The 18,034-nt window shown below is 70.6% G+C and carries 18 protein-coding genes and 1 pseudogene; 6 read left to right on the top strand and 13 right to left on the bottom strand.

The window, feature by feature from the left end:
- Positions 1 to 2: 2 nt before the first annotated feature.
- From ACQPYA_RS00430 to ACQPYA_RS00420, 3 genes are read right to left on the bottom strand one after another with little or no spacing between them, the layout of a single operon-like run.
- Entirely contained in the window at positions 3 to 665 is a 663-nt protein-coding gene (locus ACQPYA_RS00430; RefSeq protein WP_433530654.1) for an SAF domain-containing protein, read from the bottom strand.
- Positions 662 to 1,672: a hypothetical protein gene (locus ACQPYA_RS00425; RefSeq protein WP_433530653.1), complete on the bottom strand. Its 1,011-nt coding sequence runs from the start codon at positions 1,670 to 1,672 to the stop codon at positions 662 to 664. Before ACQPYA_RS00425 ends, ACQPYA_RS00430 begins: the two co-directional genes overlap by 4 nt.
- Positions 1,666 to 2,232 (bottom strand): hypothetical protein, encoded by a 567-nt coding sequence (locus ACQPYA_RS00420; protein ID WP_433530652.1) that lies wholly within the window; start codon positions 2,230 to 2,232, stop codon positions 1,666 to 1,668. The genes ACQPYA_RS00425 and ACQPYA_RS00420 overlap by 7 nt, the downstream gene beginning before the upstream one ends.
- Positions 2,233 to 2,830: 598 nt before the next feature.
- On the opposite strand from ACQPYA_RS00420, the gene ACQPYA_RS00415 reads away from it, so the two are divergent.
- Positions 2,831 to 3,631: a prepilin peptidase gene (locus ACQPYA_RS00415; RefSeq protein ID WP_433530651.1), complete on the top strand. Its 801-nt coding sequence runs from the start codon at positions 2,831 to 2,833 to the stop codon at positions 3,629 to 3,631.
- A 112-nt stretch (positions 3,632 to 3,743) separates the two neighbouring features.
- On the opposite strand, the gene ACQPYA_RS00410 is transcribed toward ACQPYA_RS00415, so the two are convergent.
- Together ACQPYA_RS00410 and ACQPYA_RS00405 are read right to left on the bottom strand one after the other, a co-directional pair.
- Positions 3,744 to 4,250 (bottom strand): hypothetical protein, encoded by a 507-nt coding sequence (locus ACQPYA_RS00410; protein WP_433530650.1) that lies wholly within the window; start codon positions 4,248 to 4,250, stop codon positions 3,744 to 3,746.
- A gap of 38 nt (positions 4,251 to 4,288) precedes the next feature.
- Positions 4,289 to 5,011 (bottom strand): DUF4386 domain-containing protein, encoded by a 723-nt coding sequence (locus ACQPYA_RS00405; RefSeq protein ID WP_433530649.1) that lies wholly within the window; start codon positions 5,009 to 5,011, stop codon positions 4,289 to 4,291.
- Positions 5,012 to 5,114: 103 nt separating this feature from the next.
- On the opposite strand from ACQPYA_RS00405, the gene ACQPYA_RS00400 reads away from it, so the two are divergent.
- The 3 genes from ACQPYA_RS00400 (at position 5,115) to ACQPYA_RS00390 (ending at position 8,707) form a co-directional block, all read left to right on the top strand.
- Positions 5,115 to 5,816: a TetR/AcrR family transcriptional regulator gene (locus ACQPYA_RS00400; RefSeq protein WP_433530648.1), complete on the top strand. Its 702-nt coding sequence runs from the start codon at positions 5,115 to 5,117 to the stop codon at positions 5,814 to 5,816.
- A 135-nt stretch (positions 5,817 to 5,951) separates the two neighbouring features.
- The gene (locus ACQPYA_RS00395; protein ID WP_433530647.1) at positions 5,952 to 8,342 is read left to right on the top strand and encodes an ATP-binding cassette domain-containing protein; all 2,391 of its coding nucleotides are present in this window, start codon (positions 5,952 to 5,954) and stop codon (positions 8,340 to 8,342) included.
- A gap of 92 nt (positions 8,343 to 8,434) precedes the next feature.
- Positions 8,435 to 8,707 (top strand): hypothetical protein, encoded by a 273-nt coding sequence (locus ACQPYA_RS00390; RefSeq protein ID WP_433530646.1) that lies wholly within the window; start codon positions 8,435 to 8,437, stop codon positions 8,705 to 8,707.
- Between the two features lie 9 nt (positions 8,708 to 8,716).
- Here ACQPYA_RS00390 and ACQPYA_RS00385 read toward each other — a convergent pair whose 3' ends face one another.
- The 5 genes from ACQPYA_RS00385 to ACQPYA_RS00365 all read right to left on the bottom strand — a co-directional run bounded on the left by ACQPYA_RS00385 (position 8,717) and on the right by ACQPYA_RS00365 (position 14,848).
- Positions 8,717 to 9,832, bottom strand: coding sequence for a S8 family serine peptidase (locus ACQPYA_RS00385; protein WP_433530645.1), 1,116 nt, complete (start codon positions 9,830 to 9,832; stop codon positions 8,717 to 8,719).
- A gap of 10 nt (positions 9,833 to 9,842) precedes the next feature.
- A complete protein-coding gene (locus tag ACQPYA_RS00380; RefSeq protein ID WP_433530644.1) occupies positions 9,843 to 10,613 on the bottom strand; it encodes a hypothetical protein in 771 nt (256 codons plus the stop codon).
- Between the two features lie 27 nt (positions 10,614 to 10,640).
- The gene (locus ACQPYA_RS00375) at positions 10,641 to 10,973 is read right to left on the bottom strand and encodes a hypothetical protein (RefSeq protein WP_433530643.1); all 333 of its coding nucleotides are present in this window, start codon (positions 10,971 to 10,973) and stop codon (positions 10,641 to 10,643) included.
- A 1-nt stretch (position 10,974) separates the two neighbouring features.
- Positions 10,975 to 11,661: a hypothetical protein gene (locus ACQPYA_RS00370; protein WP_433530642.1), complete on the bottom strand. Its 687-nt coding sequence runs from the start codon at positions 11,659 to 11,661 to the stop codon at positions 10,975 to 10,977.
- Between the two features lie 229 nt (positions 11,662 to 11,890).
- Positions 11,891 to 14,848 (bottom strand): FlgD immunoglobulin-like domain containing protein, encoded by a 2,958-nt coding sequence (locus ACQPYA_RS00365; RefSeq protein WP_433530641.1) that lies wholly within the window; start codon positions 14,846 to 14,848, stop codon positions 11,891 to 11,893.
- A gap of 385 nt (positions 14,849 to 15,233) precedes the next feature.
- Here ACQPYA_RS00365 and ACQPYA_RS00360 point away from each other — a divergent pair, with 385 nt between their 5' ends.
- Both ACQPYA_RS00360 and ACQPYA_RS00355 read left to right on the top strand, forming a co-directional pair.
- Positions 15,234 to 15,581, top strand: coding sequence for a hypothetical protein (locus tag ACQPYA_RS00360; RefSeq protein WP_433530640.1), 348 nt, complete (start codon positions 15,234 to 15,236; stop codon positions 15,579 to 15,581).
- Between the two features lie 51 nt (positions 15,582 to 15,632).
- Positions 15,633 to 16,020: pseudogene (locus ACQPYA_RS00355) on the top strand (transposase family protein); the annotation flags it as partial.
- 272 nt (positions 16,021 to 16,292) lie between these two features.
- Here the strand turns inward: ACQPYA_RS00355 and ACQPYA_RS00350 are convergent.
- From ACQPYA_RS00350 to ACQPYA_RS00340, 3 genes are all read right to left on the bottom strand, one after another.
- Positions 16,293 to 16,472 carry a hypothetical protein gene (locus ACQPYA_RS00350; protein WP_433530639.1) on the bottom strand — a complete coding sequence of 60 codons (180 nt, stop codon included), beginning with the start codon at positions 16,470 to 16,472 and terminating at the stop codon, positions 16,293 to 16,295.
- On the bottom strand, positions 16,469 to 16,675 hold the full coding sequence (locus tag ACQPYA_RS00345) for a hypothetical protein (RefSeq protein ID WP_433530638.1): 207 nt from the start codon (positions 16,673 to 16,675) through the stop codon (positions 16,469 to 16,471). Before ACQPYA_RS00345 ends, ACQPYA_RS00350 begins: the two co-directional genes overlap by 4 nt.
- Positions 16,676 to 16,808: 133 nt before the next feature.
- Positions 16,809 to 18,020 carry a helix-turn-helix domain-containing protein gene (locus ACQPYA_RS00340; RefSeq protein WP_433530637.1) on the bottom strand — a complete coding sequence of 404 codons (1,212 nt, stop codon included), beginning with the start codon at positions 18,018 to 18,020 and terminating at the stop codon, positions 16,809 to 16,811.
- Between the last annotated feature and the right edge of the window lie 14 nt (positions 18,021 to 18,034).

Here is an 18,034-nt window from a genome sequence, read left to right as displayed (position 1 = left end):
GCTCAGGCCGCCCGGGTCAGCACGACCGCGATCCGGTCCTGCGCGGCCAACGCCACCACCGCCGGTACGTCCCGGACGGCCAGTGCCAGGTAGACCACCACCTCGTCCCGGCCATCGGTGCTGACGGCGTCGGTGACGGTGGCGGTGAACCGGGTGGCACTGGACGAGGAGCTGCCGCCGTTGTCGTTGCTCGGGGTGCTGACCAGCAGGACCTCGTCGCCGGGGCGGAGCTTCGGTGCGGGCACCTGGGCCGTTCTCAGCCCGAGGGCGAGCTGCTGCTGCCCGGGGCCGAGCAGCGGCTCGTCGGTGAGCTGCGCCATGGTCAGCAGCGTTCCCGGGGCGAGCGAGACGGCGGCCCGCATGCCGACCACGTCGGCGAGCCGGTCGACCGGCACCGGGTCGAGCCCCTGCCCGCCGGCCACCTGCACCGACACCAGGTCGTTGGCGCTGACCACGGTGCCGACCTCGACCGGCCGGGCCACCGCCAGGTAGCTGCCGGTGGCCCGGACCGAGGTGACCGCGAACGCCGAACCCAGCCCGCCGAGGGCGATCAGCAGAACGGCCAGGCCGAGCAACCCGGGGCGGACCCGGCGTTGCCGGACCACCCGGGGTGGCGCGACCGGCGCGTCCACCGGAGGGGTTCCGTCTCGGGTCGCCACGCTCATCGGGTCACCACCTGAAGCTCGTTGATCTGGATCTCCACCGGGTCGGTGGTACGGGTGATGCCGGGGATGGAATCGCTCTGGCCGCTGCTGCTGCTCCACCGCACCGACCAGTGGGTGGTCGCCTGCACCCGGTACGTGCCGGCCTTCGGATAGCCGGTGTGGTAGCCGCAGTCGGGGGAGCGCCGACCGGCGTACCGGCCGGTGGATTCGTACTCGGTGCCGGGGCCGGTGCAGGTGACCCGGATGCCGTTGCCCATGTTCCAGACGATCCGGTCGACCTCGGCCCGGATCGTCACGGTCAGACCGCGGTCCGAGGCGGAGGCGCTCAGCGGGCCGAACTGGTTGGCGCCCCGCTCGGCCCACATCCAGACCGGCAGGCCGACCAGGCCAGGTCCGATGCGCTTGCGCGGTGCGACGGCGGCTCGGGGCGCGAGCAGGCTGATCGAGGCTAGCGCCCGGCGGGCCAACTCCTCCGGGTCCGGCGGAGCGCCGAAGCCCGGTGGCGGCGTCTCCCGCAGTTGTGCCTCCTGGAAGCCCACCTCGCCGCCGTAGCAGGTACGCAGGTACCACTGCCAGCCCTCGGGCGCCTCTGGCTGTGGCTCGGCGAGCTTGTAGTAGCAGCCGTCGTTGCTGTTGAACCAGCCCAGCACGTCGTCGTAGCAGGGGATGGTGCGTCCGTTCCACTGGCAGACGCCCCCGCCGCCCCCGCCCCCGTTGTCACCGCCGTTGTTGCCACCGTTGCCACCACCACCGGGGGTGCCGGGGTCGTCGTCCCAGACGCTGCAGTTCGGCTGGGCGGGTGGGCACTCGGCGCCGGGGTCGGCGGCGGTCGCCGGCACCGCCGGACCGGTCGCCAGCAGCAGCGCGAGCGCGGCGCCGAGCAGCGCCCGGCGGGCGGTCGTGGCCGGCGGCCGGCCGGTCCGGCGCGGCCGGCCGGGCGAAGGGCGGGCCCGGTCGCGGGAGTGATCGGCGCGGTGGTCGGTCGGCGCTGCGCCCCGGGTCAGCATGGCTGGTCCTGGTGGGCCGCGCCGGTGCTGATCAGCCAGCGGCCGTCGGGGTAGCGGGTGGCCGTCGCGGTGGCCAGGTGGCGGGAGCCACGGGTGCCGGGCACCACCCGATCGTTGGCGACGTAGACCATCCGGTAGCCGGTGGCGTCGAGACAGTCCTGGATCTCCACGGTGGGCGGGTTCGCGTCCAGGTTCACCGAGGTGACGGTGGGCTCGGAGCGCAGCGTGCCGGTGCTGACGGCACCGTGCTCGCGGGCCTGCCGCAGGCTCAGCCGGACCCGGGTCAGCAGCGGGTCGGCGAGGAACCGGGTCAACTCGGGGTGCTGTGGATCGCTGTGTCGTCCCGCCCTACGGGAGGCGGTCAGGTAGCCGGAGTACGCCGTCAGCGCTGCCTGCTCCGCCGTCTGCTGGTCGACGTCTCGCCGGGCGCTGGCGGGCTCTTTCCGATCGGCCGCTGTCGGGGTGGCCGCCTCCGGCGCGCCGCCGCAGGCGGTGGTCGTACCGACTGCGGCCACCGCGACCAGGCCGGCCGTCCAGCGGCTCAGCTGCCGTGTTCGCACCCTCGTGCCCTCCTCGGTGCCGACCCGGCAATCGCCGTTGCCGACGATTCCGGGCGTGCGGCAGCGCGACCGGAAGGCGGTCTCCGGTCCTCTCCAATGCGCTGCTGCATTTACACTTGTGGACCTTTACAAATGCGCTGCCTCGGGGTGGTTGTGGCCATCGGACGTGGGTTTCCTCACATCCAAGGGGCGAGCATAGGCTGACGCCGGCCGATGCAACAGAGGCAATTCATGCGATCACTCTGAGTTAGGAATGGTGGTGGTGGCGGATGGTTACCGGGGCGTTGCGGGCACCTGTCGGTGCCGTGCGGGCGTGGGGCCGGGGCGGCGGGCGGGGTGAGGTGATCGGTCTCGGGGCGGGCTTCCGGCGAGGCGGTCATGATGTGGTGGGAAATGGCATGTCGCCCGATCCGTCCCCCGGAAAATCGGTCAGGGTTCGACGCCAATTGCTTTCTATGGGAATTCCATCGCTTCCCCCGGTGCATTTCCGTCGGCGGGTGGCCGTCGAGCGGGGATCCGTGCCGGGACCTTCGGACCGCCACCAAAACCGACTGGACAGACTACGTTCCGTGTTTGCTCTCATCGTTGGAGAGCCGGCATGACCCGGCCGAACGCCGCCGGACCGGCGGCCGGCGGGAGCCGGATCGACACTGCGCCGCAGGAGTCCGCCGTCCCCACCCGTCGACGCGGGCAGCGACCGCTGGCCATCCTGGCGGTCACCCCACTGCTGCGGTACGCCGTCGCCCGGCACGCCGTACCGCCGGGAACCGATCGCCGGAGCGGATGCGACGCCTGCGGCGCTCCGATCGGGCTGGATCACCCCTGGCCGGTGCTCGGTCCGGCGGCCCGCTGCGGCAACTGCCGGGCCCGAGTCGGCGCGCCGCCGGCCACCGTAGAACTGGCCACCGCCGCGGCCGTGCTCGTCCTGCTGCTGGCCCGCCCACCCGCCGTCGAACTGCTCGCCGCCGCCTGGTGGCTGGCCTTCGCGGTGCCGCTGCTCTTCATCGACGTCGCCGTGCACCGGCTGCCCGACCGGCTCACCTGGCCGGCCGCCGCCGGCACCTGGCTGCTGCTCGGACTGGCCGCGCTCGCCGGTGCCGGCCCGGCACCGTGGCTGCGCGCCACCGCGGCCGGCCTCGGGCTGGCGCTCTTCTTCGCCGGCACCACCCTGCTGCTCGGCGCGCGGGGCTTCGGTATCGGCGACGCCAAGCTGGCGCTGAGCGCCGGCATGCTGCTCGGCTGGTACGGCTGGACGGTGCCGCTGCTCGGGCTGTTCCTCGCGCTGACCCTCTCCGGCCTGGTTGCCTCAGGGCTGCTGATCACCCGTCGGGCCCGCTGGTCGAGTCACCTGCCATTCGGCCCCTACCTGATCCTCGCCACCCTCCTACTGCTCTGGTAAGGAAGGGCCCCCTGTTAACGCCTCCGGTAGAGGAAGGGACCCTTATTAACAGTTCGAGCGGTGCGCGGTGGCGGTGCTCCGGCGCGCCGGGATCGGCCCGGCCGGCGAGGTGTCACTCGACGGGTGCTCCGGGCGGCGGCACCGGCTCGCCCTGGGCGCCGAGGGCTGATCCGCCGGACATGCGCTGCCGTACGGCCGTCAGTTCCTCGAAGGCGTACGCCCAGTTGTGGCACTTGAAGCTGCGCAGTCCCTCGATCGGCGAGCGACAGTCGGCGCAGCGTACGCCGGGGATGGCGGCGGGTAGGCCGGTGTTGACGTACCGGCGGTCACCGAGGATCACCGTCGCGATCATCATCGGGTCGTGCACGCCCTTCAGCGCGGACGAGACGATGTCGTACCAGGTGATCCGTCGTCCGCACTTCGGGCAGTCCGGCTGGTCGCCGCTGACCCAGAGCGGCGCGCCGATGGTGCGTGGCGGCATGCCGAGCAGCTTCTCGATCCGCCGTACGTCGGACTCGGGCGTGGTCCAGCGATGTCGGCCCGGCAGCGAGGCGGGCGAGTCGTAGACGGCTTGGAACAGCGCGGGATCGACCTCGACGGTCTCGCGTTCACTGGTCATCGGCGTCCCTCCCGGAACGGTCGGCGTCCCCACCGTGCTCACCGGCGGGTGACGGGCACAACCGGATCAACGACTCGACGCGGTGACCCGGTGTCCTCCGGTAGGGCCTGCCGTCGGAGGCCCCAGATGATCAGGTAGCCGAGTATCCAGAACTCGCCCACGGAGGCGGGGGCGACGAGGAGGTCGCCGACGATTCCCGCCCCGGGGGCGAGGTACGTGACGAAGGCGCTGAGCACGTAGCAGACGCCGCCGGCGACGAGGATCCAGCCGAGCGCCCGGGGCAGCCATCCCGACCGGAGTACGCACCAGCCCATCGGGACGAGCCAGAGGCCGAAGAAGAGGCCGCCCGCGGTCCAGAGGTTGCCGCTGACCAGGTACAGCAGTTGGACGGTGTTGGCGGCGTCGCCGAGCGGGTCGACCGCCACCTGGGTCGCGGTGGCGAGCAGGGCGGCGCTGACCAGGATCGCGACGGCGTTGACCAGTCCGAATGCGGCGATGCCGCCGGCGGCGGTGGCGTCGACGGTACGGAACAGGCGGTAGAACCAGACGGCGGTGAGCGTCTGGGTGAGGACGACGAGCAGTTCGAGGGCGATCGCGATGCGCGCGAGGGACTCCTGCTCGACCAGGTGGGCGAGGGTGGCGTCGGCATCACCGGCGGCGAAGAGCCGTGGACGGATGATCAGGAAGCCCAGCCCGCCGGTGATGGCCAGACTGAGGTACAGCAGCCCGGTCGCGCGGGCGGTACGGATCAGCGGGTGCATGGTGGCTCTCCTTCGATTGCGCGTCGCCCGCCGTCCCTCGACGGGACCGAAGTACGCGGTGCCTTACGACGTAAGGCAACCATACGATGTAAGGTAAAGGAAGATGGGAAGCCGGATGGGAGCGAAGAACCCTCGGGAGCCGCTGAGCCGCGACCGCGCGCTGGCCGCGGCGATCGCGCTGGTGGACACGGAGGGGTTGGCGGCGCTGACCATGCGCCGCCTCGCCGCCGAACTCGGCGTCGAGGCGATGTCGCTCTACTACCATCTGCCCGGCAAGGAGGGACTGCTCGACGGCCTCGTGGAGACCGTCATCGCGGAGATCGAGACCGCTGCCGGCCACACCGAGGCGACCACGGCCGACGGAGACTGGCGTACGCGACTGGGGCAGCGCTTCCTCGCGGCCCGCACGGTGATGCTGCGCCACCCGTGGGCGCCCGGGCTGCTCAGCTCACGACCGAACGTCCCCGTCGGGGTGTACACCTACTACGACGCGATCATCGCCACCCTGCTCGACGGTGGGTTCTCCTACCGGATCGCCCACCGGGCACTGCACGCGTTCGGCAGCCTGGCGCTCGGGTTCGCCCAGGAGGTGTTCCGGCCGGCGTCCGCGGGCGGGGAGACCGATGTCGAAAGCGCCGAGGCGGAACTGGCCGCGATGGCCGAGGCGCTGCCCCACCTGACCGCGATGGTGGCCGCCGAGGTGCATGACGCCGCCGATCCCACGCTCGGCTGGTGTGACAGCCAGGTCGAGTTCGAGTTCACCCTCGACCTGCTCTTCGACGGCCTCGAACGCACCCGAGGCTAAGGTCCGCTCCACCGGGCCGGCCGCCCGTTGACGGACCGGTCAGGATTCAAGAAGTGCAGGTCACAGGGGCGCAATAGAGTGGGCCGCCAGGGCGATCCGCGCTCGGCAAGTACCCGCCCGACAGATGGAGACACGATGAGCAAGGGGACGAGGACGGACACGCGGTCACCCGCGCCGCACGTTGCCGACAGCCATGATCTGATCCGGGTGCACGGCGCGCGCGAGAACAACCTCAAGGACGTCAGCATTGAGCTTCCGAAGCGCCGGCTGACGGTGTTCACCGGCGTCTCCGGCTCGGGCAAGAGTTCTCTGGTGTTCGGCACGATCGCCGCGGAGTCGCAGCGGCTGATCAACGAAACCTACAGCGCCTTCGTGCAGGGCTTCATGCCGACGCTTGCGCGCCCCGAGGTCGACGTGCTCGACGGGCTGACCACCGCGATCATCGTCGACCAGCAGCGGATGGGCACCGACCCCCGCTCCACGGTCGGCACCGCCACCGACGCCAACGCGATGCTGCGCATCCTCTTCAGCCGACTCGGGAAGCCGCATATCGGTTCGCCCAACGCGTACTCCTTCAACGTGGCCTCGGTCCGCGCGAGCGGCGCGATCACGGTCGAGCGCGGCGCGGCCAAGACCGTGCGACAGACCTTCACCCGCACCGGCGGGATGTGCCCGCGCTGCGAGGGCCGGGGGTCGGTCTCCGACATCGACCTCAGTCAGCTCTACGACGACTCCAAGTCGATCGCCGAGGGCGCGTTCACCATCCCCGGCTGGAAGTCGGACAGTTGGTGGACGGTGCGGATCTACGCCGAGTCGGGCCTTCTCGACCCGAACAAGCCGATCCGCAAGTTCACCAAGCAGGAGATGCAGGACTTCCTCTACCGGGAGCCGACCAAGGTGAAGGTCGAGGGTGTGAACCTCACCTACGAGGGGCTGATCCCAAAGATCCAGAAGTCGTTCCTGTCGAAGGACAAGGAGTCGATGCAGCCGCACATCCGGGCCTTCGTGGAGCGGGCGGTGACGTTCACCACCTGCCCCGAGTGCGGCGGCACCCGGCTCAGCGAGGCGGCCAGGTCGTCGAAGATCAAGGGCATCAGCATCGCCGACGCCTGCGCGATGCAGATCAGCGACCTGGCCGAATGGGTCCGCCGGCTCGACGAGCCGTCGGTCGCGCCGCTGCTCGCCGCGCTGGCGCGTACTCTCGATTCGTTCGTGGAGATCGGGCTGGGTTACCTCTCGCTCGACCGGCCGTCGGGCACGCTCTCCGGCGGCGAGGCGCAGCGCACCAAGATGATCCGTCACCTCGGCTCCTCGCTCACCGACGCCACCTACGTCTTCGACGAGCCCACCACCGGGCTGCACCCCCACGACATCCAGCGGATGAACGACCTGCTGCTGCGGCTGCGGGACAAGGGCAACACGGTGCTCGTCGTGGAGCACGAGCCGGAGACGATCGCGATCGCCGACCACGTCGTCGACCTCGGCCCCGGCGCCGGTACGGGCGGTGGCACCGTCTGCTTCGAGGGCACCGTCGAGGGGCTGCGGGCCAGCGGCACCATCACCGGCCGCCATCTGGATGACCGGGCCGCCGTCAAGGAGAGGGTACGGACGCCCACCGGCGCGCTGGAGATCCGTGGCGCGACAACGCACAACCTGCGCAAGGTCGATGTCGACATCCCGCTCGGGGTGCTGGTCGTGGTCACCGGCGTCGCCGGCTCCGGCAAGAGCTCGCTCGTGCACGGATCGATCCCGGCCGGCGCGGGTGTGGTGTCCATCGACCAGACCCCGATCCGCGGCTCCCGACGGAGCAACCCGGCCACGTACTCCGGGCTGTTGGATCCGATCCGCAAGGCGTTCGCGAAGGCCAACGGGGTGAAGCCGGCGCTGTTCAGCTCGAACTCCGAGGGTGCCTGCCCCAACTGCAACGGTGCCGGCGTCATCTACACCGACCTGGGGATCATGGCCGGCATGGCCATCACCTGCGAGGAGTGCGAGGGGAAGCGGTTCCAGGCGTCGGTGCTGGAGTACCACCTCGGCGGCCGTGACATCAGCGAGGTGCTCGCGATGTCGGTGGCCGAGGCCCAGGAGTTCTTCGGCGACGGCGAGGCGCGCACCCCGGCCGCACACGCCATCCTCGGCCGGCTCGCCGACGTCGGGCTCGGCTACCTCACCCTCGGCCAGCCGCTCACCACGCTCTCCGGCGGCGAGCGGCAGCGGCTCAAGCTGGCCACCCACATGGCGGAGAAGGGCGGCGTCTACGTCCTCGACGAACCGACCACCGGGCTGCACCTCGCCGACGTCCAACACCTGCTCGGCCTGCTCGACCAGCTCGTCGACGCCGGCAAGTCGGTGATCGTCGTCGAACACCACCAAGCGGTCATGGCGCACGCCGACTGGATCATCGATCTGGGCCCCGGCGCCGGCCACGACGGCGGGCGGATCGTCTTCGAGGGCATCCCGACCGACCTGGTCGCCGCCCGCTCCACCCTCACCGGCGAGCACCTCGCGGCCTACGTCGGCACCTGACGCGGCTGCCCCCGGACCGGCCCGGTGCGGAGGTCACCGCCGGTCCGGCGGCCGGGATGGCAGGGCGGGCCGGCGTGCTACATAGTGGGTCAATGCAGCCGCGCCCGCCCCGGATCTTCGCCGCGGACGACATCCTCGCCGGCCGGGTGTCGCTCGACGCCTACCCGTTCCGGTACATCTACATCACGCCATCGCTCTCCTCGGTGTTCTCCGCCCGGTCCACGTACCGGTTCAAGACCGGCAACAACGGGCCGCCCGACGAGATGCTCTCCGCTGTGGAGTTCCTGGAAACCCGTGGCTGGGAGGTGGTGACCGTGGATGTGAGCGGTCACGTGACCTGCATGCGGCGCATCGCCCGAGGCTGAACGCCGACCTCAGCGACGGCGTCGACGGGCCACCGACAGGGCAACCCCGACGGCGGCGAGCACCGCGACGAGGCAGCACAGCGCACCGGCCAGCAGGGCGACGCCGCCGACCCGGTCGAGGAGACCGACGCTCGGCGGACCCGGATCACCGAGCGGGTTCTCGACCACCACCGGACGCTCCGTCGTCACCGCCGCCGCCGCGTCGACCACGCCGGCACCGAAGGTGCGGTCCGGGCCGGCCGGCCCGAGATCCTGAGCAGTACCGAGCAGCCGGTCGATCACCGACGCGGCGTTGAGTTGCGGATGCCTCGCCCGGACCAGCGCCGCCACGCCAGCGACGATGGCGGATGCCTGCATGTCGCCCTGCGCGGCGATCGGCGCGTACCGCCGATCGGGTGACGGCCCGGCGGCGAGCCCGACCAGACCGAGTGTCGCGCCCGGCGCGGAGAGGTCGATCCGGCTGTCGAACGACGCCGCGCCGTCGCGCTCGTCCTTCGCGGTGATGCCGCCGACCACCAGCACACCGGTGCTCGCCGACCCGGGCAGGCGGTCGGCCCGCCGGGCATCCATGATGACCACGACGTCTTGGGCCAGCGCGTACCGTACGCCGTCGATGGACTCGACGTCGCCGTCCACGGTGAACCCGCCGGACATGTCGATGACCTGCGCGCCCTGGTCGACCAACCAGCGCAGCGCCTGCGACACCTTCTCCTCGCCGACCGGTCCGCTGATCGGCTGGATCTGGGCCCGTGGAGCGACACCGAGGACGCCGTCGCCGCCGCGCGCCACCACCAGGCCGGCCAGCGCGGTGTCCACGTCGCGCCCGGCGGCGGTGTCGAGCTCCGCCGGACGTTCCTTCACCTCGCCACCGGAGCCGACGTACCGGCCGGGCCGAACCTGCCCGCCGAGATCGGGGTGACCGGCGTCGACCGAGGAGAGGAACATACCGACCAGCACACCGTCACCCTCCACCGCGGCGTGCGCCTGGCGGATGCCGATCCGGTCCAGGTACCACTGCTGGTCGCGGAGCGGCTCGGCGGCGGCCGGAGTGGCCAGCAGCGGTGTCACGACCGCGACCACGGCGGCCATCGCGAGGCGGATCGGCCTCGCTGTCCGGAACCCCAATGCAACGTCCTTACCGGTTGACGGCCTGTGGCCACTGTCCAGCGGGGAAAAGATCGTTGTTGTTCAGGATGACCCGGGCCTCGGCGAGCATCGACAGGCTGTCGAACATGTGCTTGGTGGCTTCCTTGAGAATCTCCAGGACGGCCCCGATGCAGTCGGCGATCGCCGCCGCGACCGTGTCGATCGCCTCAAGGACACCGAAGACCGTCGCGATCTCGATGGCGGCCTCGATGATCGCCTCGACGAGGTCGATGACCGGCTGGGTGATGTCGGCGAGGAACTTGGCGTTGAGCGCGGCGACGCCGACGAGCCATGGCCCGACGTCCTTGACGACGTTGGTCGTGCCCTGGAGCCCTTTCTCCTGGCCCCACCGCTTCTCCATGTACGCGCGACCCGCCTCGCCACCCCAGTGGTGCAGCGCGTTGGGGCGGATGTCGCGCGCCACGCCCACCGCACCGCTGACCTTCGGCAGGACCTGCTCGGTCCAGCCGAAGCCCCGGTTGATCAACGAGAACACCGGTGTGGAGGCGGCCAGGAACTTACCGATCTCCGTGGCCATCTCGCTCAGCTTGCCGTGCAGCCGGTCGACCTCGCTCTGCACCTTCCTGCTGAACAGAAAGGCGCCGAGCGGAGAGACGAACGAGGCTGTCCGCAACGCGCTGTTGATCGCGTTGATCAATCCGCGGTACTCCGGATCCAGCCGGTCGACCTCGGTGGTCAGCTTGTCGATCGCCTCCTGCAAGGTGCGCTCGGCGGTGGCGCTGTCAGTACCCGGAGCCATCGGAGGCTCCCCCCTGTCGGCCCACGACTACTCCCCGTAGATTCTCACGAAGTCGGCGGCGGTCATGTCCTCGCCCTCCTGGTACAGGTCCCGCGCGATCCGTAGCGCCTCGGCGAGCTGCGTGAACTCCGCCTCCGCATCGGTCATGAGCGTGGCCACCAGCCCATGGATCTCGTTGTACGACTCCGAGAGCGACATGGCGCTGGCCGGATTGCCGCAGAAGAACGCGGGCCAGTTGAGCCAGAGCCCGTCGACGGTGCCACGCAGGCTCGCCATCAGATCGGCGAGTTCCTCCCACTTCTGCGCCTCCCCCTCGAAGGCGCCGAGCATGACCCTGAGGTCTTCCTTGTTCTCCGGCATCTCACCTCCCGGTGCTCGGGTTGTGCCCTGTGGCGCGCTCACGCACCGCGCGCAACGCGAGAACGACGTCCTGCGCCAGGTCGGCAACGCGGTCCCGGCGTACGCCGTTGGCCACGGTGATCTCGGCGGGTTCCCCGCCGCGCACGGTGACCGAGACCATCCGGCTCGGCCCGTGCACCACCTGCTCCGTGGAAGCCTCGGCGAGCCGGCGTTTCCGCCGGGATTCCCGCTCGTACTGGCGTTCCTCCAGGTCGCGCAGCGCGGCCTGGACGTCGGCGAAGGTCGGCAGGGGAGCGGTCGACCGTACGCCGATATCCGTCGACCTGCCCGGCTGGTCGGCGACCGGCTCGTGCCGGTGGGCTTCGGCCTCCTCGGCGGCCTCCATGCGCTCGACGCTGGCGTTGAGCACCTCGGTCAGCACCGCCTGGTACGCCTCGAACAGCGCCGGCCCGAGGCTGGCGGCCGGTTGGCGAGCGAACCATTCACGGTTGATGTCGACCGACTCCACCCGGCCCGCGCTGTCCGCCGCCATGGTCACCACGCCTCGGGCGTCGCTGCCCTGGTAGTGGCCCTCCGCCCGGGTCGCGGAGCGCACCACGCGTTGGAACGACCGCATCGACGTGGCAAGTCGGGCAAGACCCTTGGCCGGGTCGTCCCATCGGCTGCTGCTGGATCCGTACGACGACAAGACGCCTCCCCGTTCAGCACCGCTCGGAGCGTCACACACCGCTTCGACGGCTGCGGCGTCCCGACAGTAGTGGTCGACGCCGAGCGCCGAAGCCCACCCTCCATATTGCTCGCAATACGCGCGATCACGGACGAGTGGCCCACCCGCCAATGGCTTTGCGGCGGGGGCGCGAGTACGCCCCCCCGTCAGTGACTGCTTCGCATCCGCGCTGCTGCTTCAGGGCCTCGGTTCAGCGGCGTACGGTCACCGCCTTGCTGGTCGCCTTGCCGTCCACGTGGCCCGACTTGCGGGCGATCACGGTCACCGTGAGCTTCTTGTTACGCATCGAGGACGTCAGCTTCAGCGTCTTGGCCGTCGCCCCCTTGATCACCTTGCCGTTGAGCCGCCACTCGTACCGGTAGGAGTCGGCCTTCGGCGACCAAGTGCCGACCAGGGCCTTGACCGTCCGGCCCACCTTCGCGGTGCCGCTGATCGTCGGCTTCTTCGTCGCCTTCGGCGCCTTGCCCTTGGCGATCTTGGCCGATGCCGCCGAGGTCGCGACGCCGGACGGGTGGCCGCTGCGCTTCGCGGTCACCTTGACGGTGAGCCGCTTGCCCACCACCGACGCCGTGATCTTCAGGGACGTGCTGGTCGCACCCTTGATCGCGGTCCCGTTCGCCGACCACTGGTACGCGTACGAGGTGGCCGCCGGGCTCCACGTGCCGGGTACCGCCTTCACCGTGGAACCGACGGCGAGGGTGCCCGAGATCGACGGCGTCTTCGTCGCCTTCAGCTGAGCGGGCGGCGCGGGGACCGGCGGGCCGGCGACGCTCAGGACGCTGCCCACGCCGTCCGCGGGCTGGGCGGTCAGCGTCCAGGTGAAGGTGCCGTCGGCGACGGCCTTGCCGGCGGAGTCCCTGCCGTCCCACGAGGCCCGCAGCAGGCCCCGGGCCGACGAGCCGGAGAGCGTACGGATCGTGGCGCCGGCCGCGTCACGGAAGGTCAGCTGCCAGGACGCGGCCGGCTTCGACAGCCACCAGGCGCCGGACCAGTTCGCGGCGGCGTTGGCGACCGTGGAGTCGATGACACTCAGCCCGGAGGCCGGGATCCCGGTCCGCACGATATGGACCCGCTGCTGCCGGTCGACGTAGGCGACGCCGCCGCCGAACCGGTCCACCGTCCAGGTGGTGCGCGGGCCGCCGTCCGGGTCGAGGTCGTCCGCGCCGACCAGCATCCGGGCGGGCCGCTCGCCGTGCAGGTCGATCAGGCGCAGCCCGCCGTTCGGCCCGCCCACCTGCTCGACGAGGTAGCCGTCGCCGAGCAGGACGTCGCGCGCCGGGGCGGCGATGTGGCGTTTGGTCGTCCGGTCGTAGACGCCCGAGCCACGCGTGTCGTTCCAGTCGTCCACGCAGACCCAGTGCACCCAGCGGCCGACGGCCTGGAGTTGGGTGGCGGCGCAACCATTGCTGGTGGTGAAGCTCTCCAGCGTGGCGCCGGCGGGCAGTTGGGTGGCCGTCACCTCGCCGGAGGCGGCCGAGCCACTCCACAGCGTCGAGCCCCAGACGGCGGCACCGACGAACTCCCGCCGTTGCAGCACGACGCCATCCGCCCCGTACCGGAACTCGCCGATCTGCTGCATGCTCCGGGTGCCGTCGTTGATCACCGTGTACCGCCCGGACAGGTCGGCGAGGCTCGGTATCGAGGAGGCCCTCGGGTCGATGGTCGGGCCCCAGCCGTTGGCGCCGTTGGCGTACAGCATCATCAGCCGGCTGGCGGTGGACGACTCACGGCCGTGATAGCCGGTACCGTCGGCGAACATCGGGATGCAGCGCGGGTTGTTGTACTTGGAACAGGAGCCGTCATTGCTGTCGACCGGCGCGTCCAGGGTGGCGCGCTCGACGGCCGGTGCGCCGCCGTCGGCGGGCGTGGTCAGCCAGGTGCTGCGGTACACACCGATGGCGCTGCTCGGGGCGTACACGGTGCTGTTGTCGGCGGTGCTGAGGATGCCGCTGCCGAGGGCGAGCCCGTGGATCTGCGCCGGCATCGGTTGCACCGGCGTGACCCGGTGGCGCTCGACCGAGCCGTCGGCGGCCTGCGTGATCCGGTAGATCCCCCAATCCAGGTCACCCTGATCGACGTACTGATGCGCGCCCGCGACCAGCGCGGAGCCGTCCGGAGCCTGGACGATCTGGTGCGCGGCGGGCCTCATGACCGTGGCCTGGCGGTGCTCGGGCGCGTCGACCGACTGGGCCCAGAGCGGCTGCCCACGGTAGATGCTGTTACCCGGCCAGACCGGCTCGATGGAGAGCACATGGGAGCCGACGATGCCGTGCGTGGCCTCGTAGGTGAAGAAGCCCGTGTCGATGGTGTACGGCTGCGCCGACGGGTCGCTGCGGTCGAGGACGTCCAGCTTGCCGCGACCGCTGCGCAGCCGCAGCACCGCCTCGGCGGCGAGCCGGAAGCCACTCACCTCCCAGCCGTTGTCCGGATCCGGCCGGTCGGGCAGTGCCGTGAATGTCGCGGCGGCCAGGTCGATCAGACCCCAGTGCCCCCAGTGGTCCGACGGGTCACCTGTGCGGTAGCGGAGCAGGACGGATCGGTTGTCGCCATCCTCGACGGAGACCTCGATGACATCGGCGGGCAGCCCGGTCACTGCGGTGTCGGTGCCGGCCCGCAACAGGTGGTACGCCAGATCGTCGGTGCGGGTGAGAACGGTGTCGCCGAAGGTGCCCTGGTACGACCGTCCCTCGGGCAGCGACACGGTGCTGCCGCCGGAGGCACCCTGAAGCAGGGCCACCCGCGGCGACGGCTCGGCGGAGTAGACCGCGACAGTGTCGGAGCCGGCCCCGTACCAGCCCGGATGGAACGACGGGGCCGACGGCCACCAGCCGTCGATGTCGTACCGGACCGGCTCGGGCAGCCGCTGGTCGAGGGCGGTGGCCACGCCGGTGGCGTACTCCGTCCAGAGCAGACGGTCGTCGTCCTCCTGCGCCCAGAGGAAACCGGTGGTACCGGCATTGAGGATCCGGGTGGCACGGGGGATGGCCCGCTGCTCGGCGGGCAGCACCAGCTCCGACGCCGGTTGCGGCGCGGCGGCGACCGCCGGACCGGGTACGGCGACGAGCGTGCCGACGAGGCACATCGCCATGCTCAGGACTGCCGAGCCGCGCACCGTCCGTATGACGGGCCGTTGACTGGTTCGTGCCACCGTTCCTCCTCGGAAACCACAGGGGGAGGTGGTGAGGAGAAGCGGCAGCACCTGATCGACAGCCCCCGCTGCACGGCGCCCCCCACGCACATGAAGGCCGCAGCATAGCAGCGAACGAACGTCGTTCGGGTCCCCGTTTCGACCGACGCCGGTTCGTCTGAATCCACCCGCCCGAACCGCCCCGCGAAGCACCCCAGCACCTCGGTCAGCACGCGCTTCCACCGCGCAACCGCTACGCTGCGGCACGCGGCCACCGCACGATCTGAAGTTGTCTCCACAAGTCACCGATGATCACGCGGTGGTCGCACCTCTCGCAGTCCCGCTACCAAGACCAGCGAGCTCGGCTGCCGCTCTGAGTGTCCGCTTCCCGGCTTACGATCGCCGCATGCAACCGATCATCGACATGTCACTCGGTGCCGCGGGTCCGCCGCACGAGGTGGTGCTGAAGCTCCAAGGTGGCGACGATTGGGAACTAAACGTCTGGTCGACCTTCGAGGATCTGGCCCAGCTCATTGGCGTCCGAGCCGCCGTGTGGGACGAACGTAGGGCGATCGCGGCTGGAACAAGCGCCGGCAGCAGGGTTTTCTGGTGTGCTCCCGGGGAGGGCGCAGATCCTGAGACCGCGACGGTACTCATCGGACACGACGACGAGGCGTGGGACATCGCCTTCCTGATACCCGTGGCCCTTGTCGAAAAGATCGGCACTCTGGCAAGCGCACGACAAGTGGACTAGCCGGCCGGGACCACAGGAACCCCTCGATTACGAAGTGCGGCTGCCGTACTAGGCCGGCAGTGGTCTAGCGACCTCGCTGACCGGGTGGTGCTGGTGGCCGCGTACTGGCGGACGAACCTGACGATGCGGCAGATCGGTCCGCTGTTCGGGGTGTCGCACTCCGCCGCGCACCGGGTCAGCGACACCCTCGGCCCGCTACTGGCCTTGGCCCCGGTAGGCCGGCGTCGGGTCGAGCAGATCGCGATCGTCGACGGCACCCTGATTCCGACCCGGGACCATCGGCTGGCTGCCGCGAGCAAGAACTACCGCTAAAGCACGAACCTTGCAGGTCGCCATCGACGCCCACACCCGCTTGGTCGTGGCCCTCGGCGACCCGCAGCCGGGTAACCGCAACGACACCATCGTCTACCGCACCTACGGTATCGACCAGAAACTCGCCGTGCCGGTCGGGTTCGGCTGGCACGGTTGCGGTACTTCGTTGCGGTGCTTCCGGTGGCTGTCTGGTCCAGCCGATGAAGCGGCGGTGCAGGGTGCCGGCGGGTGCCCAGGGCATGTCCTCGGCGGCTTGGACGAGGTAGGCGCCGAGGTAGAGGGCCAGCGATACCGGCGCGTCGGCGTACTCCGCGCGCAGTTCGCGCCGCCGGGTGGGGCAGGGCCAGGGGTGGTCGCAGCCGCCGCAGCTCCAGATCGGCAGGATCGGGCCGTGGGTGCTCACCGGACACCGTCCAGGAACCGGGCGGCGCTCGCGCGGGCCTGCCGGCTGGTCGCCCATTCCACCTGCCAGCACGGGTACGGGGCCAGCCGCGCCCACCACGCTCGGCAGCCGGCACACATGCCGTCGAGCCCTCGAACATGGACCGCGAGGATCGCTCGCTCCGGGCTTCCGGTCACTGCTCACCCTCCTGGGGCCAGTGACCCCGACCGATCGGAATCCGGTGCCGGGCCCGGCAGGGCAGGTCGGCTCCGCAGCGGCAGATGCGCCGCCAGTGCTGCCAGGACCAGACCGGCCGATGCCGTCGGGCGAAGGTCAACGCCGTAGCGGAGAGGTACTCGTCGTACGAGACGCGCCGCACGTACCCTCCCTCGTTGCTCACGAGGGCGGCCTCTTCGCCCTCTGGTTGAGGGAGACGCGGCGACCGGGCGTTCACTCGCACCGCCCGCCGCATCTCGTGAGCGAGAAGCTACGTTCGGTGGCGGGGTGGAACGGGTAAGGTTCCTACCCCTGGATCATGAGACGAGCCCGACCCTGACCGCGAGGTCACGGGCGTCATCCCGGGTAGACCGTGGACCGTCGAGCAGGTCCAAGGTGATCTGACGGGCGTACCCGTTGTAACGAATGGTCTCCGGAGCCGACTCGTACGCCTGCCGCAGCGTCGCCACGGTCGCTTCCGCGTCGTCCTTGCCGTAGTGCGCCCGCGCGACCTCGATGAGATGGCGTGCCCGACGCGGCCTCGACGGGATCGCCGCCGCATCATGGCGACGGGCCTGCCGCACCGCCTCGCCCGACTTCTGCAACTCCACCGCCACCGTTACCGCATGAGCACCCATGATGACCCGCGAAAACGACGTCTGCGGCTGGTAGAAGCCCTGCGGCAGGCGCTGCGCCACCTGGTCAGCACGATCCCAGTACCGCCAGGCCCGCCCTTCCTCACCAGCACGAGCAGCCGTATACGCGGCCTCGAAGTTCAACGCACCCCACAACGCCAGCAGATTCGCGCTCCCGTCGACCGCCTGCGACTCCAAAGCCGACAGCACGTCCAACGTCACCACCATCGCCGTGTCCCAGTCCCCGGCATCCCGATGCACCTGACACAGGAACCACCCCGCACCGGCGACCGCCTCCGGATCACCAGACTCCTGCGCCGCCACCATCGCCCGATCCGCCACCCGCCACAGCAACTCCGCAGCAGGCTGATAGGCAATGAACATCTGCGCAAGCCCAAGCATCTCCGCCAACAGGGCCTGCGCCTGCCGCCGCTGCTCACCCTCATACGCCAACACGGCGCGCTGCCCGTCCCGCAGCAACCCCGGCAACAACCCGCCCAGCACCGTACGGTGATCCGACGCCTGATGGCGCGCCCGCCACGCCACCGCAAGCCGCTCCCTCAGACCGGACAACGACTCCGCCGGGACGTCACCGGAGAACACGACGCGGTTCACGGCATCCCGGACCGACACCAGCGCCGGATGCTCCGGCCCGTTGACCACAGCAGACCGGTCACCCAACTCCACAGCCAAGGCAGAAACGTCGATCTTCAGGGCTCGCGCGATCCGATCCAGCATGTGAATGCGCGGCGGCAGAATCCGATCCGTCTCCACCGCCTTGACCCACTCCGCGCTACGCCCCACCAACCCACCCAGCACCGCCCGAGTCTTACCGGACCGCTCCCGATAGACCTTCAACCGCTGCCCGAACGTCAACTCCGGCAAGGAATCCACCCGGAACCTCCTCG

The sequence above is a fragment of the Micromonospora sp. CA-263727 genome (assembly GCF_050942455.1).
Classification (GTDB): Bacteria; Actinomycetota; Actinomycetes; order Mycobacteriales; family Micromonosporaceae; genus Micromonospora.
This window is presented reverse-complemented; position numbering and strand designations above follow the sequence as displayed.